Consider the following 18,086-nt stretch of genomic DNA (forward strand, 5'->3'; position numbering starts at 1 on the left):
GAGGAGAGCCATGGAGGCTCTCCTTTCCTTATTTTCGCACTAAGCCTTTGCTTGCTAGTATCAAGTCACTAATTTGATCTTCCTTACCTGTCTCGAAGCATTCGATGATCTTGCTGCCGACAATGACACCATCGCAGTATTGTATTGCATCACGGACATGATCTGGCGTCGATATGCCGAACCCAGCAAGAACAGGAACAGGACTTATCTCTTTAACCTTCTTTAAATAGCCCCCAAGTTCTTCTCCAAAGGCGTCACGGGCACCTGTAATGCCTTTGACTGTAACTGCGTAGATAAATCCCTCCGCACCTGCGGTAATCTCCGTGATACGTTCTTCCGAAGACGTGAGTGTCACAAGTCGGATAAGAACGATTCCTGCAGTTTTGATTGATGAAAAGATGGCTTCTTCCTCAATCGGTAAATCAGGGATGATGCACCCGGAAACCCCTGCTTGGAGACAGTCATTCGTAAACTCTTTAAGGCCATATGCCAAGATTGAATTTGTATAGCCCATTAAAATAATCGGGATAGTCACATCATTTTTGATCTCCATTACTTTTTTCAGGACATCTTTTAAAGTGGTGCCATTTTCCAAAGATCGGATGCCAGCTTGTTGGATAACCGGTCCATCAGCGACAGGGTCAGAGAATGGTATACCTAGTTCCACAGCAGTCGCCCCGCTGTTTTCAAGGAAAAGAAGCTGGCTTTTTAACCGTTCCAGCCCTCCATCTCCGGCCATTATATATGGTATGAATGCTTTCTCCTGCTTTGTTTGGCATTCTTCAAGTGCGTTTGCTAATTTATTCATGTTCACTACCCCCCATCAAAGATTGGACCGTTTCAACATCCTTATCACCACGGCCGGACAGACAAATCACCAGTCCTGTTCCTTTCTCCATTTCTTTGGCAAGCTTTAAACCGTAGGAAATGGCATGTGAACTTTCTAAAGCAGGGATGATCCCTTCCTCCCTTGAAAGCATCGCTAGAGCTTCCAAAGCTTCATCATCGGTTACGGAAGTATATTCCACCCGACTTGTATCTTTTAAATAACTATGTTCAGGCCCTACACCAGGATAATCCAGCCCTGCCGAAATTGAATGTGCCTCCTGGATCTGACCGTCCTCGTTCTGCAATACATACATAAATGCCCCGTGGAGCACCCCAGGTTTCCCTTTCGTCAAACTTGAAGCATGTAATGGTGTTTCAAGCCCATGCCCTGCCGCTTCCACTCCGTATAACTTTACAGTTTCATCCTCAATGAAGGGATAAAACATTCCCATTGCATTACTTCCTCCGCCTATGCAAGCGACTACTGCATCCGGTAGGGAATGAACCGCCTCCGAATATTGACGCTTCGTTTCATTCCCTATCACACTTTGAAAATCACGTACAATAACGGGGAATGGATGCGGACCAAGAACGGACCCCATTATATAATGGGTGTCATCCACATTCGCCACCCAATATCGTAACGCCTCATTGACTGCATCCTTCAGTGTCCCGCTTCCTTGTGACACGGATATGACCTTTGCTCCCAAAAGCTCCATCCGGAATACATTCAATTTCTGCCTCCTGATATCTTCTTCTCCCATAAAGATGATGCATTCCAACTTCAATAAAGCACACACAGTCGCCGTTGCAACACCATGCTGCCCTGCACCCGTTTCGGCAATCACCTTTTTCTTGCCCATTTTCTGTGTTAGCAAAGCCTGACCGATCGTATTATTTATTTTATGGGCTCCGGTATGATTCAAGTCTTCGCGCTTCAGATAAATATCTGCACCACCAGCTAGTCTCGTTAAGTTCTCCGCAAAATAAAGAGGTGTTTCCCGACCGATATATTGTTTCAGGTAATAACTTAGCTGCCTTTGGAATTCAGAATCATTTTTAGATTGTTCATATACTTCTTCAAGCTCTGTAATCGCCGCCATTAAAGTTTCCGGAACGAAACGGCCTCCATATGCTCCAAAGTGTCCAGTTTTATCAGGCTGTGTATAAGTGTTCATCTATTCATTCCTCTTTTCCGGCTTTATATTTTGCCTCATTAATAAATGCTTTTATTTTTCCAGCATCTTTCAATCCGTTTGTTTCAACACCACTGGCTACGTCAACCGCGAATGGTGAAACGGCATTAATCGCTTTTCCGACATTTTCCGGAGTCAGCCCACCTGCTAGAATCAACTTCCCCAGTGGCAGCTCCACTTTTCGGATCATTTCCCAATCCAAAGTCAATCCCTTTCCAGAAGAACTCTTAGGAAGATCAACTAATAGATAATCTGCTGGGTATTCATGAAGGTTTTCAAGGTCTTTCTCTGAATGGACGGCAAAGGCCTTGATCACCGGTAGGGGCATTCTGCGGGCGAAGCTGGCAGACTCGTTACCATGAAGCTGAATATAATCCAATCCTGCAATTTCAGCCATTTTTATCACTTCTTGTTCAGTTTGATTGGCAAACACTCCGACTTTTTTAACAGGTCCAGCTAGATTCGCTCCGAATTCTCCAACTATCTCTGGCTCAACCTTCCTGCTACTCTCGGCAAAAATGAAACCAATGAAGTCTGCCCCTGATCCAACAGCAGTCTGAGCGGCTGCCAATGTCTTTATCCCACAGATTTTCACTAACATATTAATCTCCTTATATACTCATTTGCAGTTCGGCCATCGCTTGCGGAAGGTTTGCTGCAGTCATCAGTGTCTCCCCGACTAAAATCGCTTTTGCACCAGCTTCTTTCACACGCATCGCGTCTTCTTTTGTCTTGATTCCACTTTCACTGATAATGATATGGCGTTTTGGATCAAGTAACTTCGCCAGTCGTTCCGTTACAGCCAAATCCACTTGGAAGGTCTTTAAATTACGATTGTTAATCCCAATGAGCTCTGCATTCAGCTCGAGAGCCCGTTTCAGTTCGGCTTCATCATGGACTTCCGTCAATACTTCAAGTCCCTTCTTTTTTGCATATTGATATAATTCATGAAGGCGTCCTTCAGAAAGTGCAGCCACAATCAATAGAATGATAGTGGCACCAGCTTGATGGGCGCGATCGATCTGGATTTCATCGATGATGAAATCTTTGCACAGCCTAGGAATCCGTATGGCCTCGCTTACGATTCTCAAATCCGCAATTGATCCTTTAAAGAAAACCTCATCCGTCAATACCGATATCGCCGCCGCTCCGGCCCTTTCATATGAAAGGGCCTGCTCGATCGGATTTACATTGATTTTAATGTCCCCCTTTGAAGGGGACGCCCGTTTTATTTCCGCGATAACCGCCATCGATTTCGCTGTTTTCAAATTTTCCACCAAAGATGGTCTGACTATGTTGACCATTACCGAATCATCTAAGCCCCTTTCTTTTAATTTTGCGACTTCCACCTTTTTCTGTTCAATGATTTTCGTTAAGATATTTTCCATTACATGACCACCTTATTTCGATTGCCATAAGCAATCAGATTTTCTAACTTTGCAAGAGCCGCTCCGCTATCAAGGCTTTCTTTGGCCATGGAGATCCCTTTTTTGATCGTTGCTGCCGTACCATTTGCGTATAATCCCAATCCAGCATTCAATAAAACAGTATCACGATAGGCCCCTTTTTCCCCTTTGAGAAGCCTAAGCATGATATCGGCATTTTGTTTGGCGTCACCGCCGCGGATGGCATCATTTCCGTAAACCGGCAGATCCACCTCTTCGGGATGCAGCGTAAATGGGATAATATCCCCTTGCTCCAAAAGCACGAGTGAATTTTCACCCTGTAGGCTCGCTTCATCCATAAAACCGGCACCATTTATCACGACTGCACGTTTCCTGCCTAATTTATGTAGGACTTCCGCAAAAAGCTCGAGCATATCGCGTCGATTAATTCCCATTAATTGCGTGTCGAGTTGAACTGGATTTGTCAGAGGACCGATGAGATTAAATATCGTCGGGATTTTCAGTTCTTTTCTCACTTTCATTATCCGTGCAATATTAGGGTGGACCGATGGGGCAAATAAGAATGTGATTCCATTTTCCTCCAACAGTTCTTTTAACATGTCAGGCTCCAGGTACAAATTAACACCTAATTCTTCCAATACATCCGCGCTGCCCGTTTTGCTTGAAATGCTACGGTTTCCATGTTTGGCAACTTTGACACCGGCACCAGCAAGCACGAATGCTGATGCTGTACTTATATTGAAGCTTTGCGACCCATCTCCTCCCGTTCCGCAATTATCCATTACATGAAGAGAGCTTGTTTGTACACTTCTCGCTTCTTTTCTCATGACTCTGACAAGGCTTGCTATTTCACCTGCCGTTTCCCCTTTGGATTTTAGGGCAATGATGAATGCTGCCATCTCGCTTTCGGTGATATCTTTAGAAAATAACAATTGGGCTGCTCTGCTCATCTCTTCTTCCGTCAATGTTTGACGCTCTGCTAACTTCGCTAAATACTCCTTCACCGCTAACTCCCCCAGTCGTTTTTTGTTTTATAAGACGGATTGTTCCTTCTCTGATTGGAAGGTTCCCGCAATCTCATAAAATTGATGTAATAATTCCTTGCCGATTTTCGTCCCTATTGATTCAGGGTGGAACTGTAAACCGAAGAGCGGGAAATCTTGATGTTTCATCGCCATGATCTCCCCATCATCCAGTGCTACTGCCGTCACAGTCAGTTCATCCGGCAGACTCGCCCTTTCAACTACAAGGGAATGATAACGCATTACCGGGAATTGTATCTCCTGTTTGGCAAATACACCTGTTCCATCATGTTCGATAACCGATGTTTTCCCATGCATGATTTGTTTCGCTCCAACCACATTCGCACCAAAAACTGCCCCAATGGCCTGATGCCCCAAACAAATGCCTAATAGTGGGACCTTCTCATAAAAGTTACGGATGATTTCCATACTGATACCAGCATCTTCCGGTCTGCCGGGTCCCGGGGAAATGACGATTGCCATTGGATTCAGTTCGTCAATTTCTGCAAGTGTGATTTCATCATTCCTTTTTACTATGATTTCTTTTTCCACTTCTCCTAAATATTGATAAAGGTTGTAAGTGAACGAGTCATAGTTATCAATTAATAAAATCATTTTGTGTGAACCTCCATTAAAGCGCGTGCTTTATTTTGTGTTTCTTCAAATTCCGTTTTTGGGTCTGAATCATATACAATTCCTGCGCCTGCCTGTACGTAGGCCTTGCCATCTTTAATGATCATCGTCCGAATGGCTAAAGCCATATCAAGATCCCCACCAAAACCTATGAACCCTATCGAGCCCGAATACATCCCCCGTTTACAATTTTCCAGTTCATTGATCAGCTCCATTGCCCTGATTTTAGGGGCACCAGAAACTGTCCCGGCCGGGAGGCAGACCGTCAGCGCATCTAAACTCGTGTATCCTTCCCTAAGCTTTCCGCTAACCTTCGAAGCGATATGCATGACATGCTGATATCTTTGAATTTCCATTTCCTCGGTAAGATGGATTGAACCGATTTCGCAAACCCTGCCAAGATCATTTCTACCCAAATCAACAAGCATCTTATGCTCGGCGAGTTCCTTTTCATCCATCAGCAGGCTTTTTTCGTAGCCCTTATCTTCTTCATCCGTTTTCCCTCTCGGCCGAGTGCCGGCAATTGGATTAACATGAACCATTCCTGATGAAACACTGATCAAACTCTCCGGGGACGATCCAATAATTGTATAATCACCAAATTCTATATAAAACATATAAGGAGAAGGGTTGGCTAATCGCAAACGACGGTAGGCATCGAAAGGCTCCCCATCGAAGTCCGCTTTAAACCTTTGTGATAAAACAACTTGGAACACTTCACCGGCTACAATCGCCGCTTTAACTTCAAGGACCATTTTCTCGAATTCATCCTGACTGAAATTCGAATTGAATTCCAAATATTCCGACGATATTTCCTTTGGGGGCTTGCTTGCCTGATTGATGATTTCTTTCATTCCCAATATACTTTTTTCACTATTTTCTTCCGCAGTCAAAAGATGGATCTTCTGCAGAACATGATCGAATATATACAGTTCTTTATAAAAAAGAAAATGAGCATCAGGCATTTGCAGGGAATCAGGAGGCACCGGACCTATATTTTCATATAGTCGAATGATATCATAGCCCATATATCCGATTGCACCACCGTTAAAAGGCGGAAGATGTATGGGAGCCTCTCCTATTTCCACTAATAATTCGTTTTTTAGAAACTCGATGATATTGATGTTCTTTACGATTTGGTCACCTGTTTCAGTGTTTTTCACATATACTTGGTCAGCAAGTGATGTCACCTCCATGTAAGGTTTTGAACCTAGATAAGAGTAGCGGCCATTGTCATGATGCGAATTGGAACTTTCCAATAAAAACTTCTGGTCACCATCTAATTTCTGAAATATGGCAATGGGTGTGTGGATATCCCCTTCAATTGTATCCATTTTGAAACGGAGTATTTTTTTTTCATCCAAATTATTCATCTCAATTCCCTCCCGATTCTTATGCAATCTAATAAACCCTCGAAGGGAAAACCTTTTTTGGCCAAGTGCCTGAGTTTTCATTTCCTCCGGATAATTTTTGACGTTTTCTCTAAAAGGTATATATATCGAAATCCCAATAAAAAAATCCCCTGCAAACACAAATATGTGTCTGCAGAGGACGGTATACCGCGGTGCCACCTCAAGTTGGAAAAACGAATCATTTTTCCCTCTCAAGCAAGAATGAAAAATTCTTGCGATTACCCTTTAACGGTGGCAGCCGAGTTTCCCTACTTATTTCAAGAAACCACTCATAAGTCCATTCATCTTCTTATATCGTACCGGTTTCCACCTTTTCCGGCTCTCTGTGACGCATCTAAAAAGATTACTACTCTCAGTCATAGATTTAATTATCATTTCCATAAAAACGCAAAAAGGCCCCTCATCCAAAGGACGAGGAACCCGTGGTACCACCTTAATTAGCTAAATTAGCTCACTTTACGGCATTTATATGCCTATCTCCATTAACGATGAGATAATCGCCAAAGCCTACTCCGTTGATCCGTTTCGGTTTGGGGCTCGGAAGTCCATTCGCTTAAATTCGTTCACCAGTTTTCAGCAACCACTGGCTCTCTGCAGAACATCATTAAGGTACTCTTCTTCGTCACTGCCTTTATCTTTTTCTTGATTATTATGTTAAAACAATCTTTTCAGTAAGTCAATGGAGTTTTCTAAAAATTATATTTTTATTTTTTAATTTTTCATTTTTATCCAGTCTCCGTCGTCGATTCCTTTTGCCTTCTTAATAACAAGATATGCTGAATAGGTGCTGACCGACTCAAACTCATCCGTATACTTTTTTTCATCCGCCTTACCAGGGACTATTTCCTTGAATCTTCGGTAAGCCTTCATAAATACATCCTTTTGTATTTTATTTTCATAAGCCTTTTCTACCGCTTCAAAGAATTTAATCACATCTACGAGTTCGTCAGTAGACCAATCAAGATCCATTGGATATTGATAATCCATACCCTATACACGCTCCTTCTAGATAGTTTTTCATGTTGTCCGGCAGACCATGCATCATCAGTCTGCCCATTTTGAACGGATTGCTTCCGCCTGATCGATAATCCGACTGAATAATTCAGCAGTCGATGGTACATCATGAATCAGCCCCATCACTTGTCCAGCCCAGGCAAACCCTTCACCTTCGATACCATCATGGATATAGCGCTGATTCGCTTTGCCGCTTATGTAATTCTTCAATTGTTCATATCCGCCGTTTTCTTTTTCTATTTCAAGGATCTTATCGGTCCAGCTGTTTGCAATTACCCTGGCTGGTGCACCAATGGACCGCTTGATGACAACGGTATCATTTTCTGTACCGGAAACCAAGGCATTTTTATATAATTCATGTGCATGAACACACTCCTTGACTGCTATGAATCGTGTTCCCATCTCGATTCCTTCGGCACCAAGGGACAATGCTGCCATCAAACCGCGTCCATCGCCAAAACCGCCCGAGGCGATGACTGGAATTTTCACAGAGTCCACGACTTGAGGAATTAACACAGAAGTCCCAATATCATCACGGCCTAAATGTCCTCCTCCTTCCTGACCAACTACCATCACTGCATCTGCCCCAAGCTGTTCAGCCTTCATTGCCTGTCTTTTTGCAGCAACAAGCACGAGTTTTTTCACCTGGGTGCCTTTGACATAATCAAGAAATGGTGCTGGGTTACCACCTGTTACGGAAACAGCTGCGATATCCTCTTTCAAGGCAGCTTCCAGCATATGTTCATAAGGTCTTCCATGCTGACCGATTGCAAAGTTCACACCAAACGGTTTATCCGTCAATGATTTGGTTTTTCTAATTTCATCTATCAATTGTTCCGGGTTGGCCAAGGACATGGCCGTTACCTGCCCTAGCCCTCCTGCATTCGAAACTGCTGCGGCCAGGTCTGCATATGCTAAATGGGCCAATCCCCCTTGTACGATTGGGTATTGAATACCTAACAAATCGGTCACACGCGTTTTCCACTTCAAACTCCTCATCTCCCTTTTCATTTTGGTGGTTTATTTATTTAGCTAAAATTCAAATCATTAGTTTCATTATGGCAAATATTGTTTACCCGTTCAATTTTTTAACTCATACATTCAATATTAATAAAAGAAGAATTCTTGAGTAAATCCAGTAAATACTAGGAAAATGGATATTTATAATCTGCCGATAATTTTATTGAGCCCCTTAACAACAAAGACATATGGAAATGGTTTAAGCAGGACATTAAAAGTCACTCTAGGCATTTATTATAAGACGTGCTATAATTCATATGTTTTATGTCTATCACAAGCTTACTATCCACACGAATGTAATCGGGGAAACATCCGAACGTAATAGAAAGGGAGTATATGCTCCTAAACATTTCAAACCTATTTTACTGAAAAGGGGCCACAAAGAATTGTCACAGAATGAAACACCCTTATATACTGCTTTATTGCAGCATGCAAAAAAAAATCCCGTTCAATTTCATATTCCAGGTCATAAAAAAGGAAAAGGAATGGACGCTGATTTCCGTAATTTCATTGGAGAAAATGCATTATCCATAGATTTAATCAACATCGCTCCACTCGATGATCTCCATCAGCCAAAGGGGATCATTAAACAAGCTCAGGATCTTGCCGCTGAAGCTTTTGGGGCAGATCACACATTCTTTTCCGTTCAAGGAACAAGTGGAGCAATCATGACGATGGTCATGACAGTATGCGGACCTGGGGACAAAATCATCGTCCCAAGGAATGTACATAAATCCGTAATGTCGGCCATTGTATTTTCCGGGGCGGTTCCCATTTTCATCAATCCTGAAATAGACAAAGATTTGGGCATCTCACACGGAATCACCGTCGATGCCGTTGAAAAAACGCTAAGGGAACATAGTGATGCAAAAGGATTGCTTGTCATCAATCCCACTTATTTCGGCATTTCGGCTGATTTGCAAAAAATAGTGGAAGTTGCTCATTCCCACCAAATCCCAGTACTCGTTGATGAAGCACATGGTGTCCACATACACTTCCATGAAGACTTGCCGATGTCAGCCATGCAAGCTGGAGCAGATATGGCTGCGACGAGTGTTCATAAACTGGGCGGTTCACTAACGGGAAGTTCGATATTAAATGTTAAGACTGGATTAGTTTCCGCAAATCGTGTTCAAGCCATATTGAGCATGCTCACAACCACCTCAACCTCCTATATCCTTCTGGCTTCCCTGGATACGGCTAGAAGACAACTTGCGACGGTAGGCAGGGAAATGATCAATGAAGCGATCAATCTCGCAGAGTTTATCCGTGAGGCCGTTAATGAGATTCCTTATCTTTACTGTGTCGGCAGCGAAATTCTCGAGAGTGAGGCAGCCTTTAGTTATGACCCGACTAAATTGATCATATCCATTAAGGAATTGAATATTACCGGATACGACGTTGAGAAATGGCTTCGTGAAAAGCATAATATCGAAGTGGAACTATCTGACTTGTACAACATCCTTTGCCTAATAACTCCTGGAGACTCAAAAACGGAAGCGGACCTGCTGATCGCTGCCCTTAAAGACTTATCGGATGAGTTTAAGGAAATGGCGGCTGAACATGAAAAAATTGAAGTCCTGCTTCCTGATACACCACCATTGGCTTTATCACCCAGGGAGGCATTTTATGCAGAAACCGAAGTGGTTCCCATTGAGGCATCAGTCGGCAAAATTAGCGCAGAATTCATCATGGTTTACCCTCCAGGTATACCGATCTTCATACCAGGTGAGTTGATTACTGAAGATAATATCAATTACATCCGGAAAAACATCGAGGCCGGCCTTCCTGTTCAAGGCCCTGAGGACCCAGAAATAAAATATTTACGCATCATAAAAAAATGATTGATCCCATCAAACCAGAGCAGGGTGCTGCTCTGGTTTTTTGGCCACCTTTATTAATGAACCAGTAACTCCCCGTAAAAACAGAAGAAATTCCCTTCGTTAACTTCTATAAAAAGGGTGCTCCAGGTTACAATCCTGAAACACCCTTAAATTCTATTAATCTTAAAATCCCTTTTCCATTTAATTTTCAGAGGCAGCTGTATCACAGCTTTGGCAGTTGTGATTGTGTGTATATAGTACACTTACTTTTTCATCTTCAAAATGTTCAATCGTGCTATTGCAAGTTTGACATACGATAGTTCCCATTTTTACAACCCCTTCCTCTATATTGTATGCATCAATGACGTAATGTAACCGCTTTATATGAATTATAATATAACACATTTATTATTTCAAGTTAAAAAGTATAACACATATACTTTTCCCATTTAATGAAACGTCACGTTGGAAGAAATGGATTCCATCGTTCGTTAGACTGATTCAACTTATTAAAACACGAGAGTTTTTTAAAAACGCAGGGCACCTTGTAGCTCTTTTTACATATTACACACACTTCTTACTTCAGCAAAGCAAGGTAAAAAAGGAATTTCGCCTTTTAATTTACATATAGTTATGTATATAACACATCCAAAAAATGTTAATATATTCTTATATCCTATCTACCTAAGGGGGATCCACATGACTGAAAATGCCTATATCAAACTTGTCCCTGAGTCCGCTAAAGGGACTGTAACCATCGAAGATGTGAAAGAACTGCTGAACTATTATCAAATGATCACAGCGAAAACCGGAAAGCAACTGGATTGGGACTATGATAAAAAAGCATTTCCTTATGAAATGAAAGAACCGGAAAGAATGAAAGATAAGGCCATATACCTCCAATCCAAGGAAGATCGATATCACATGATATTGATAGGCGTTGACCAAGAAGTCGTTAAGGATGAAGATGGTTCAGAGCGGATTCAATCCTATATCCAATTCACCCTCCCTGAAACTGCCACTTTCGGGGATAAGGGAAAAGCTAATGAATTGTGCAAGTTCCTTGCAAAGAAATTACGGGCACAGCTACATCTCTTCAATAAAAGGGTGATGTATTATTATCCAAGGAAATAAAAAACCTGCAGATGCCTAAATTGGCTCATGCAGGCGTCTCAATTAATTTTGGCTCAAGGATCTTATAACCTTTCTTTTGAAAACCTTTCACGATATCCTCTATCGCTTCACTTGTCCATTTCCGGTCATGCATCAGTAAGTTCGCACCATTTCCTAAATAAGGGCTGTTCAACATGATCTCCGTTAAAGCTTTTTTATCCTGATACTCTTTTTCCCAGTCATATCCGTATGTCCAATTCATGACCAACATTTTTTCTTTCTCAGCGACTTTTTTTGAATGCTCGGTATTCGATCCAAATGGCGCCCTAAAGTACTTAGGGCGTACCCCAATAATGCCCTCAACCAAATTGTTCAATTTTACGATTTCCCGCTCCTGTTCCTTTTCGGTCAACTCTTTTAAATTCACATGGGAATATGTATGATTGCCGATAGAAAAACCCATTTCATGAATTTCTTTCAGCATCGCTTTATTTTCATCATTTTCAAGAAAATGGCCGTTCACGAAAAATATCGCCGGCACATTTAGTCGCTTCAGGTTTCGGGCGATTTCCAGAGAATATTTATCAGGTGCATCATCAAATGTTAACAACACCACTTTTGGATTTGCATCCCTAATGGGTTTAAATGACCAATTCTCTTTATCCACCCGATATTCTGCCTTTACATTCCCTTCGCCAATTGTTTTTGACGTTTCTTTTTTCAACTCTTTCTCTTGCTGGCTTTCATCTGGGACCGTTGTTGTCGTTTCCACACTTTTTCCATTCCCCTTTTCCGTTTGAACGGAACTCGGATCATTACAAGCCATCAATAAAAATGATACTAAGGTAAATGATGCTACTACTTTGTTAATCATGATTCCTCCGTGGTTTCTTGTGTCATTGAGGCTTACCAAAAATTCAATAAACGGGTACTAGCGTTTCCAAAAGGATTTGCAAAGTCCCGTAACATAAAAGGCTTATCACGGTAACAAGAATGGTTCGTCTATTGGATTTTAAAATTATTTTACCAATGTAAATGGCTAAATAAGAAAAGACCAGAAACATGAATAATTTGAAAACGAACCGATCGTTAACAGACAGCCATTCAACTAATGTATACCCACTCCATACGATTAGTTGAAAGAGGATTACCAGATAATTTTTCAAGTGATCCACCTCATTTTAATATGAATATATCAGCCCTGATCTTTTTATTGGCAAAAAATATTCCTTTAGCACATCGCTCATCTTATTTTTTATCCTCAATTAGCTTTTTTAAACCCTTTTAAAGAAAAAAGTAAGAAGTCCTTTTTATAGCTTATGCCCTTTTTGTCCTTTTCATTTAACTAGTGAGAAGAAAAAAATGAATGGGGGGTCTTCATTTGGCCAATGCAAAAAAAGCGTACTGCATTAGGCAGTACGCTTTTTTTAAATGAATTACTTAATGATGTGAATAGGAGTTCCAAGGGCAACTTCAGCAGCTTCCATTGTGATTTCCCCTAAAGTTGGATGTGCATGGATTGTCATCGCAATATCTTCGGCAGTCATTCCTGCTTCGATAGCTAAACCAAGTTCTGCAATCATATCAGAAGCGTTCGGTCCTGCAATTTGTGCTCCAATTACCAATCCGTCTTCTTTGCGAGTGATAAGCTTCACAAATCCGTCCGTATTATTTAATGAAAGTGCACGTCCATTTGCAGCGAATGGGAATTTAGAAGCAAGCGCTTCGATTCCAGCTTCCTTCGCTTCCTTTTCATTATAACCGACAGAAGCAAGTTCCGGTTCAGAGAATACAACAGCCGGAATAGCAAGATAGTCGATTTCTGATGAATGTCCTGCAATGGCTTCAGCTGCAATTTTACCTTCATAAGAAGCTTTATGAGCCAACTGAGGTCCAGAAACGATATCACCGATTGCGTAAATGTTTTTCACGCTTGTACGGCATTGTTTATCCGTTTCGATCAAACCACGGTCAGTCATTTTGATTCCGACTTGTTCAAGGCCGATTTCAGCAGTATTTGGACGACGTCCAACTGTTACTAAAACGTAATCGGCTTCAACCTTTTTCTCTTCGCCTTTTACTTCATAAGTTACAGTTACACCTGTTTCAGTTTCTTCCACGCCTTTAGCATTGGCTTTAGTAACAATTTCAGCACCCTTGTTTTTAAGATTACGCTTAACAAGTGCTGCCATTTGTTTTTCGAAGCCAGCAGAAAGAATTTCTTCCGTACCTTCAAGGATGGTCACCTTAGTGCCAAAGCTTGCGAATGCTCCGCCAAGCTCAGTACCGATATAACCTCCGCCGATTACCACGATCGAACCTGGAACTTCTTCCAATGAAAGGGCACCAGTGGAATTAAGTACACGTTTCGTATATTTAAAGGACGGAATCTCGATTGGTGATGAACCAGTAGCGATGATTGCGTTTTTAAATGTATATGTTTGGGCTGAATCATCATTCATAACACGGATGCTGTTTTCATCAACGAAATAAGCTTCGCCAGTTACAACATCAACATTATTACCTTTTAACAGGCTGCTTACACCGCCTGTTAGTTTTTTTACAACAGTACCTTTCCAAGCTTGTACTTTAGAAAAATCAACAGTAACTTTTTCTGCAAAGATACCCATATCTTCTGAATGCTGCGCTTCATGGAAACGGTGTCCCGCCGAAATTAAAGCTTTCGATGGAATACAGCCCACATTCAAACAAACTCCGCCGATTGTTCCTTTTTCAACGACCGTCACTTTCTGTCCAAGCTGTGCTGCACGAATTGCGGCAACATATCCCCCTGGGCCTGAACCGATCACTAAAGTATCTGTTTCGATTGGAAAATCTCCTACTACCATTGTTTACGCCTCCATTAACAATAATTCTGGGTCGTTCAATAACTTTTTGATATGATTCAATGCATGTTGAGCTGTTGCTCCATCAATCATGCGGTGATCAAAGCTCAGTGATAATGCCAGAACTGGAGCGGCGATAATTTCCCCGTCGCGTACAATTGCTTTTTCGGCAATGCGTCCAATCCCTAGAATGGCAACTTCTGGATGATTGATTACAGGTGTGAACCATTGACCGCCTGCGGAACCGATATTCGTAATGGAGCAAGAAGCACCTTTCATTTCGTTAGGCGCCAATTTGCCGTCACGGGCTTTCGTCGCTAATTCATTGATTTCTTGTGAAATGGCAAAAGTTGATTTACGATCTGCATCCTTCACAACTGGAACGAGCAGCCCTTTGTCTGTGTCCGCTGCAATCCCGATATTGTAATAGTGTTTATGGATAATCTCACTAGCCTCATCATCAAATGATGTGTTAAGCATAGGGAATTCACGTAATGCACTTGTTAACGCTTTAACAACATAAGGTAGGAATGTAAGCTTGATTCCTTTTTCTGCAGCAATTTCCTTGAATTTCTTACGGTGAGCAACCAATAGCGTAACATCGACTTCATCCATTAATGTTACATGCGGAGCTGTCTGTTTGGATTTAACCATTGCTTTTGCGATCGCTTTCCTCATGCCGCTCATTTTCTCGCGAGTTTCAGGATATTGCCCTTCTGGAATTGAAACTTTTTGTTTTTCGGTTGTTTCCGTATCATTTTGTTGTGAAGCTTCACTTTGAGCTGCTGGTTGCTGTGGAGCAGTTTTGCCGGTTTTGAAAGCATCTATGTCTTCTTTCATGATGCGGCCATTATCCCCAGAACCAGAAATCTCACGAATATTTACCCCTTGTTCGCGTGCATATTTCCTAACAGAAGGCATGGCGATAATACGTCGTGAAGGATCTGCCTCAACCTGTGGCTGTGATCCCGCGCCCGTAACTCCGCTATTTTCTTGAACCGGAGCAGCCTCTTTCTTGACTTCCTGTCCAGCTTCAGCAGTTGCTTGAACCTGGGCCTCCGTATCCTTCTCACCTTCTGACTTCGCTTCTTCTCCATGATCCCCTTTAAACTGAAGATTTTCATAACCTGGAGCATCGAATGTTACAAGTACATCGCCAACAACGGCAACCGTTCCTTCTTGAACAAGGATTTCTTCAACGGTACCTTCCACCGGTGATGGGATTTCAACAACGGCCTTATCGTTTTGGACCTCGCAAAGCACGTCATCTTCTTGAATCTTATCTCCTGGTTTTACAAACCATTTCACTATTTCACCTTCGTGTATACCTTCTCCGATATCAGGGAGTCTAAATTGGAATGCCACTGAGTTCAACCTCCTATATTAAATCATACTTAGTGCTTTGAATAAAGTCCTTTATCTTGCATTGGCGTTAATGCAAAATTACTTTCCCAAGCAGGACATTCATTCCCATTACTTAAGATTGTTAAAACTTCAAGACTTTAGTCGCCGTTTCAATAATGTCTTTATAATTAGGGAGCCATACTGTTTCAGCTTGTGAAAACGGGAATACCGTATCAGCAGCCGCCACTCGCAGTACTGGAGCATCCAAGCTCAAAATGGCACGTTCGTTAATTTCCGCTACAACATTCGCTGCTATACCAGCTTGCTTTTGTGCTTCTTGAACAACGATAGCGCGTCCTGTTTTTTCTACAGAAGCAATGATTGTATCAATATCCAATGGAGATACAGTCCGTAAGTCGACCACTTCGACGGAATGACCTTCCTTAGCCAATTCCTCAGCTGCCTTGATGGATTCCTGCACCATCGCACCATACGTAATAATGGATAGATCCGTTCCTTCTCTTTTCACATCCGCTTTTCCTAATGGGATTGTATATTCTTCTTCAGGAACTTCCTGACGGAAAGAGCGGTACAATTTCATGTGTTCAAGGAAAATGACAGGGTCATTATCACGAATCGCTGAAATCAATAAGCCTTTTGCATCGTAAGGAGTTGAAGGGATAACTACTTTTAACCCTGGTTGCTGAGCCATTAAACCTTCTAAGCTATCAGCGTGCATTTCCGGAGTATGCACTCCACCTCCAAAAGGTGAGCGAATTGTAACCGGCGCACTGTAACGTCCGCCTGAACGGTAGCGCATACGAGCAAGCTGACCGCTTACGGAATCCATTACTTCATATATAAATCCGAAGAATTGAATTTCAGGAACAGGACGGAAACCTTGTAAAGAAAGACCGACCGCTAATCCACCGATTCCAGATTCAGCAAGAGGTGTATCGAATACACGATCTTCGCCGAATTCTTTTTGAAGATTTTCCGTTGCACGGAAAACTCCTCCATTAAGACCAACATCTTCCCCAAAAACGAGTACATTCTCGTCATTCTTAAGTTCTGTACGTAATGCTTCTGTAATTGCTTGAATCATCGTCAATTGAGCCATGGCTTACTTCGACTCCTTCTCTTTATAAATTTCATACTGCTCTTTTAAGTTATAAGGCATTTCTTCATACATATTTTCAATAAGGTCCGTAACTTTTTGCTTAGGTTCTGCATCTGCCAATTTGATTGCTTCTTTAATATCGTCTTTTGCTTTTTCTATCGTTTCGTTCTCTAATTCTTCATTCCAAAGTTTTTTGTTTTCCAAGAACTTACGGAAACGGACCAATGGATCTTTCAGTTCCCACTCGTTATCCATTTCGGAAGTACGGTAACGTGTCGGGTCATCCCCAGCCATCGTATGTGGACCATAACGGTATGTTAATGTTTCAATCAATGTAGGGCCTTCACCATTAATTGCACGTTCACGTGCTTCTTTAACTGCTGTATAAACAGCCAAAGCATCCATACCATCAACCTGGATGCCAGGAATACCTGCAGCCACACCCTTTTGGGCTAGTGTTTTCGCTGCTGATTGCAAATCTACCGGTGTCGAGATTGCGAAACGGTTATTTTGCACAATGAAGATAGCCGGCGCTTTATATGCACCTGCAAAATTAATTCCTTCATAGAAGTCACCTTGTGAGGTTCCACCGTCACCTGTATATGTGATGGCAACAGCTTTTTTTCCGCGCTTCTTCAACCCAAGAGCCACTCCGGCAGCTTGGATATATTGAGCCCCGATAATGATTTGAGGGGAAATTACATTAACGTCTTCAGGAATTTGATTTCCCTTAAAATGTCCCCGGGAGAATAAGAATGCTTGCCAAAGCGGCAGGCCGTGCCAAACGATTTGCGGAACATCACGGTAACCAGGCAGAATGAAATCTTCTTTTTCCAAAGCATACTGGGAAGCGATTTGAGAAGCTTCTTGTCCGGCAGTCGGTGCATAGAAACCTAATCTTCCTTGACGGTTCAACGATATAGAACGTTGATCCAAGATACGTGTATAAACCATACGGCGCATTAATTCTTGCAGTTGTTCATCACTTAAATCAGGCATTGCCGCTTCATTAACGACTTCTCCCTCTTCATTTAAAATTTGAAAAGTTTCAAATTGTTCTTCTACTTTCTTAAGCTGTTCTTGAACATTAATTTTAGCTTGTTTAGTTTTTTGAGCCATTTGGCACCTCATCCTTTCATTAAAAAGGTTTGCTATTATTATTCTATAAAGCAAAAAATAGTTTGCTTTTTAGTTTCTTCAACAATTCATTCTTTTATTTTCCCCTTAAGACTAATCCCTCAAACGTAGATATGCTTAATATGTCTCAATCTTATTCTGTACCATAAAAAAAATCAAGGAAAATGATACA

17 protein-coding genes and 2 other annotated features are annotated in these 18,086 nt (G+C 41.8%); of the genes, 2 read left to right on the plus strand and 15 right to left on the minus strand.

The features are described 5' to 3' along the window. Window positions 1-28: 28 nt before the first annotated feature. From trpA to IOC57_RS04550, 9 genes are all read right to left on the minus strand, one after another. On the minus strand, window positions 29-808 hold the full coding sequence (gene trpA, locus IOC57_RS04510) for a tryptophan synthase subunit alpha (RefSeq protein ID WP_207437599.1): 780 nt from the start codon (window positions 806-808) through the stop codon (window positions 29-31). Continuing rightward, window positions 801-2,006, minus strand: coding sequence for a tryptophan synthase subunit beta (gene trpB / locus IOC57_RS04515; RefSeq protein ID WP_207437600.1), 1,206 nt, complete (start codon window positions 2,004-2,006; stop codon window positions 801-803). The genes trpA and trpB overlap by 8 nt, the downstream gene beginning before the upstream one ends. Window positions 2,007-2,010: 4 nt before the next feature. Further along, window positions 2,011-2,625, minus strand: a complete 615-nt coding sequence (locus IOC57_RS04520; protein ID WP_207437601.1) for a phosphoribosylanthranilate isomerase — start codon at window positions 2,623-2,625, stop codon at window positions 2,011-2,013. Between the two features lie 10 nt (window positions 2,626-2,635). Continuing rightward, window positions 2,636-3,412, minus strand: coding sequence for an indole-3-glycerol phosphate synthase TrpC (gene trpC / locus IOC57_RS04525; RefSeq protein WP_207437602.1), 777 nt, complete (start codon window positions 3,410-3,412; stop codon window positions 2,636-2,638). Further along, window positions 3,412-4,434: an anthranilate phosphoribosyltransferase gene (gene trpD, locus IOC57_RS04530; protein WP_207437603.1), complete on the minus strand. Its 1,023-nt coding sequence runs from the start codon at window positions 4,432-4,434 to the stop codon at window positions 3,412-3,414. The genes trpC and trpD overlap by 1 nt, the downstream gene beginning before the upstream one ends. A gap of 27 nt (window positions 4,435-4,461) precedes the next feature. Beyond that, window positions 4,462-5,067, minus strand: a complete 606-nt coding sequence (locus IOC57_RS04535; RefSeq protein WP_207437604.1) for an anthranilate synthase component II — start codon at window positions 5,065-5,067, stop codon at window positions 4,462-4,464. Continuing rightward, complete coding sequence (gene trpE, locus IOC57_RS04540) at window positions 5,064-6,458, minus strand: anthranilate synthase component I (protein ID WP_207437605.1); 1,395 nt, start codon at window positions 6,456-6,458, stop codon at window positions 5,064-5,066. The genes IOC57_RS04535 and trpE overlap by 4 nt, the downstream gene beginning before the upstream one ends. 171 nt (window positions 6,459-6,629) lie before the next feature. Then, window positions 6,630-6,866, minus strand: a binding site (T-box leader). A gap of 35 nt (window positions 6,867-6,901) precedes the next feature. Then, window positions 6,902-7,132: a binding site (T-box leader), on the minus strand. Between the two features lie 76 nt (window positions 7,133-7,208). Then, a complete protein-coding gene (locus IOC57_RS04545) occupies window positions 7,209-7,484 on the minus strand; it encodes a UPF0223 family protein (RefSeq protein WP_207437606.1) in 276 nt (91 codons plus the stop codon). Window positions 7,485-7,541: 57 nt separating this feature from the next. Continuing rightward, complete coding sequence (locus IOC57_RS04550) at window positions 7,542-8,501, minus strand: NAD(P)H-dependent flavin oxidoreductase (protein WP_207437607.1); 960 nt, start codon at window positions 8,499-8,501, stop codon at window positions 7,542-7,544. 416 nt (window positions 8,502-8,917) lie between these two features. On the opposite strand from IOC57_RS04550, the gene IOC57_RS04555 reads away from it, so the two are divergent. Beyond that, window positions 8,918-10,375 (plus strand): aminotransferase class I/II-fold pyridoxal phosphate-dependent enzyme, encoded by a 1,458-nt coding sequence (locus IOC57_RS04555; protein WP_207437608.1) that lies wholly within the window; start codon window positions 8,918-8,920, stop codon window positions 10,373-10,375. 180 nt (window positions 10,376-10,555) lie between these two features. Here the strand turns inward: IOC57_RS04555 and IOC57_RS04560 are convergent, their stop codons facing one another. Beyond that, window positions 10,556-10,681, minus strand: a complete 126-nt coding sequence (locus IOC57_RS04560) for a GapA-binding peptide SR1P (protein WP_207437609.1) — start codon at window positions 10,679-10,681, stop codon at window positions 10,556-10,558. A gap of 372 nt (window positions 10,682-11,053) precedes the next feature. Between IOC57_RS04560 and IOC57_RS04565 the strand changes: the two genes are divergently transcribed. Then, window positions 11,054-11,488, plus strand: coding sequence for a DUF1885 family protein (locus IOC57_RS04565; protein ID WP_207437610.1), 435 nt, complete (start codon window positions 11,054-11,056; stop codon window positions 11,486-11,488). Between the two features lie 25 nt (window positions 11,489-11,513). Here IOC57_RS04565 and IOC57_RS04570 read toward each other — a convergent pair whose 3' ends face one another. The 5 genes from IOC57_RS04570 to pdhA form a co-directional block, all read right to left on the minus strand. After that, on the minus strand, window positions 11,514-12,341 hold the full coding sequence (locus IOC57_RS04570) for a polysaccharide deacetylase family protein (RefSeq protein ID WP_207437611.1): 828 nt from the start codon (window positions 12,339-12,341) through the stop codon (window positions 11,514-11,516). 562 nt (window positions 12,342-12,903) lie between these two features. Continuing rightward, a complete protein-coding gene (gene lpdA, locus IOC57_RS04575) occupies window positions 12,904-14,316 on the minus strand; it encodes a dihydrolipoyl dehydrogenase (protein ID WP_207437612.1) in 1,413 nt (470 codons plus the stop codon). A gap of 3 nt (window positions 14,317-14,319) precedes the next feature. Then, window positions 14,320-15,678 (minus strand): dihydrolipoamide acetyltransferase family protein, encoded by a 1,359-nt coding sequence (locus IOC57_RS04580; RefSeq protein ID WP_207437613.1) that lies wholly within the window; start codon window positions 15,676-15,678, stop codon window positions 14,320-14,322. Between the two features lie 121 nt (window positions 15,679-15,799). Next, complete coding sequence (locus IOC57_RS04585) at window positions 15,800-16,777, minus strand: alpha-ketoacid dehydrogenase subunit beta (protein WP_053345166.1); 978 nt, start codon at window positions 16,775-16,777, stop codon at window positions 15,800-15,802. 3 nt (window positions 16,778-16,780) lie between these two features. Further along, window positions 16,781-17,896, minus strand: coding sequence for a pyruvate dehydrogenase (acetyl-transferring) E1 component subunit alpha (pdhA, locus tag IOC57_RS04590; protein ID WP_207437614.1), 1,116 nt, complete (start codon window positions 17,894-17,896; stop codon window positions 16,781-16,783). Window positions 17,897-18,086: the final 190 nt, after the last annotated feature.

This window comes from Bacillus sp. SD075, assembly GCF_017355165.1.
In the GTDB taxonomy this organism is placed as follows: domain Bacteria; phylum Bacillota; class Bacilli; order Bacillales; family DSM-1321; genus Peribacillus.

Bases quoted from the DNA above. Each gene is read 5' to 3' on its own strand.
- IOC57_RS04545 (WP_207437606.1), bottom strand. From the start codon at position 7,484: ATGGATTATCAATATCCAATGGATCTTGATTGGTCTACTGACGAACTC.
- trpA (WP_207437599.1), bottom strand. From the start codon at position 808: ATGAATAAATTAGCAAACGCACTTGAAGAATGCCAAACAAAGCAGGAG.
- IOC57_RS04565 (WP_207437610.1), top strand. From the start codon at position 11,054: ATGACTGAAAATGCCTATATCAAACTTGTCCCTGAGTCCGCTAAAGGG.
- IOC57_RS04535 (WP_207437604.1), bottom strand. From the start codon at position 5,067: ATGATTTTATTAATTGATAACTATGACTCGTTCACTTACAACCTTTAT.
- trpB (WP_207437600.1), bottom strand. From the start codon at position 2,006: ATGAACACTTATACACAGCCTGATAAAACTGGACACTTTGGAGCATAT.
- lpdA (WP_207437612.1), bottom strand. From the start codon at position 14,316: ATGGTAGTAGGAGATTTTCCAATCGAAACAGATACTTTAGTGATCGGT.
- trpC (WP_207437602.1), bottom strand. From the start codon at position 3,412: ATGGAAAATATCTTAACGAAAATCATTGAACAGAAAAAGGTGGAAGTC.
- IOC57_RS04585 (WP_053345166.1), bottom strand. From the start codon at position 16,777: ATGGCTCAATTGACGATGATTCAAGCAATTACAGAAGCATTACGTACA.
- IOC57_RS04560 (WP_207437609.1), bottom strand. From the start codon at position 10,681: ATGGGAACTATCGTATGTCAAACTTGCAATAGCACGATTGAACATTTT.
- pdhA (WP_207437614.1), bottom strand. From the start codon at position 17,896: ATGGCTCAAAAAACTAAACAAGCTAAAATTAATGTTCAAGAACAGCTT.
- IOC57_RS04570 (WP_207437611.1), bottom strand. From the start codon at position 12,341: ATGATTAACAAAGTAGTAGCATCATTTACCTTAGTATCATTTTTATTG.
- IOC57_RS04520 (WP_207437601.1), bottom strand. From the start codon at position 2,625: ATGTTAGTGAAAATCTGTGGGATAAAGACATTGGCAGCCGCTCAGACT.
- trpE (WP_207437605.1), bottom strand. From the start codon at position 6,458: ATGAATAATTTGGATGAAAAAAAAATACTCCGTTTCAAAATGGATACA.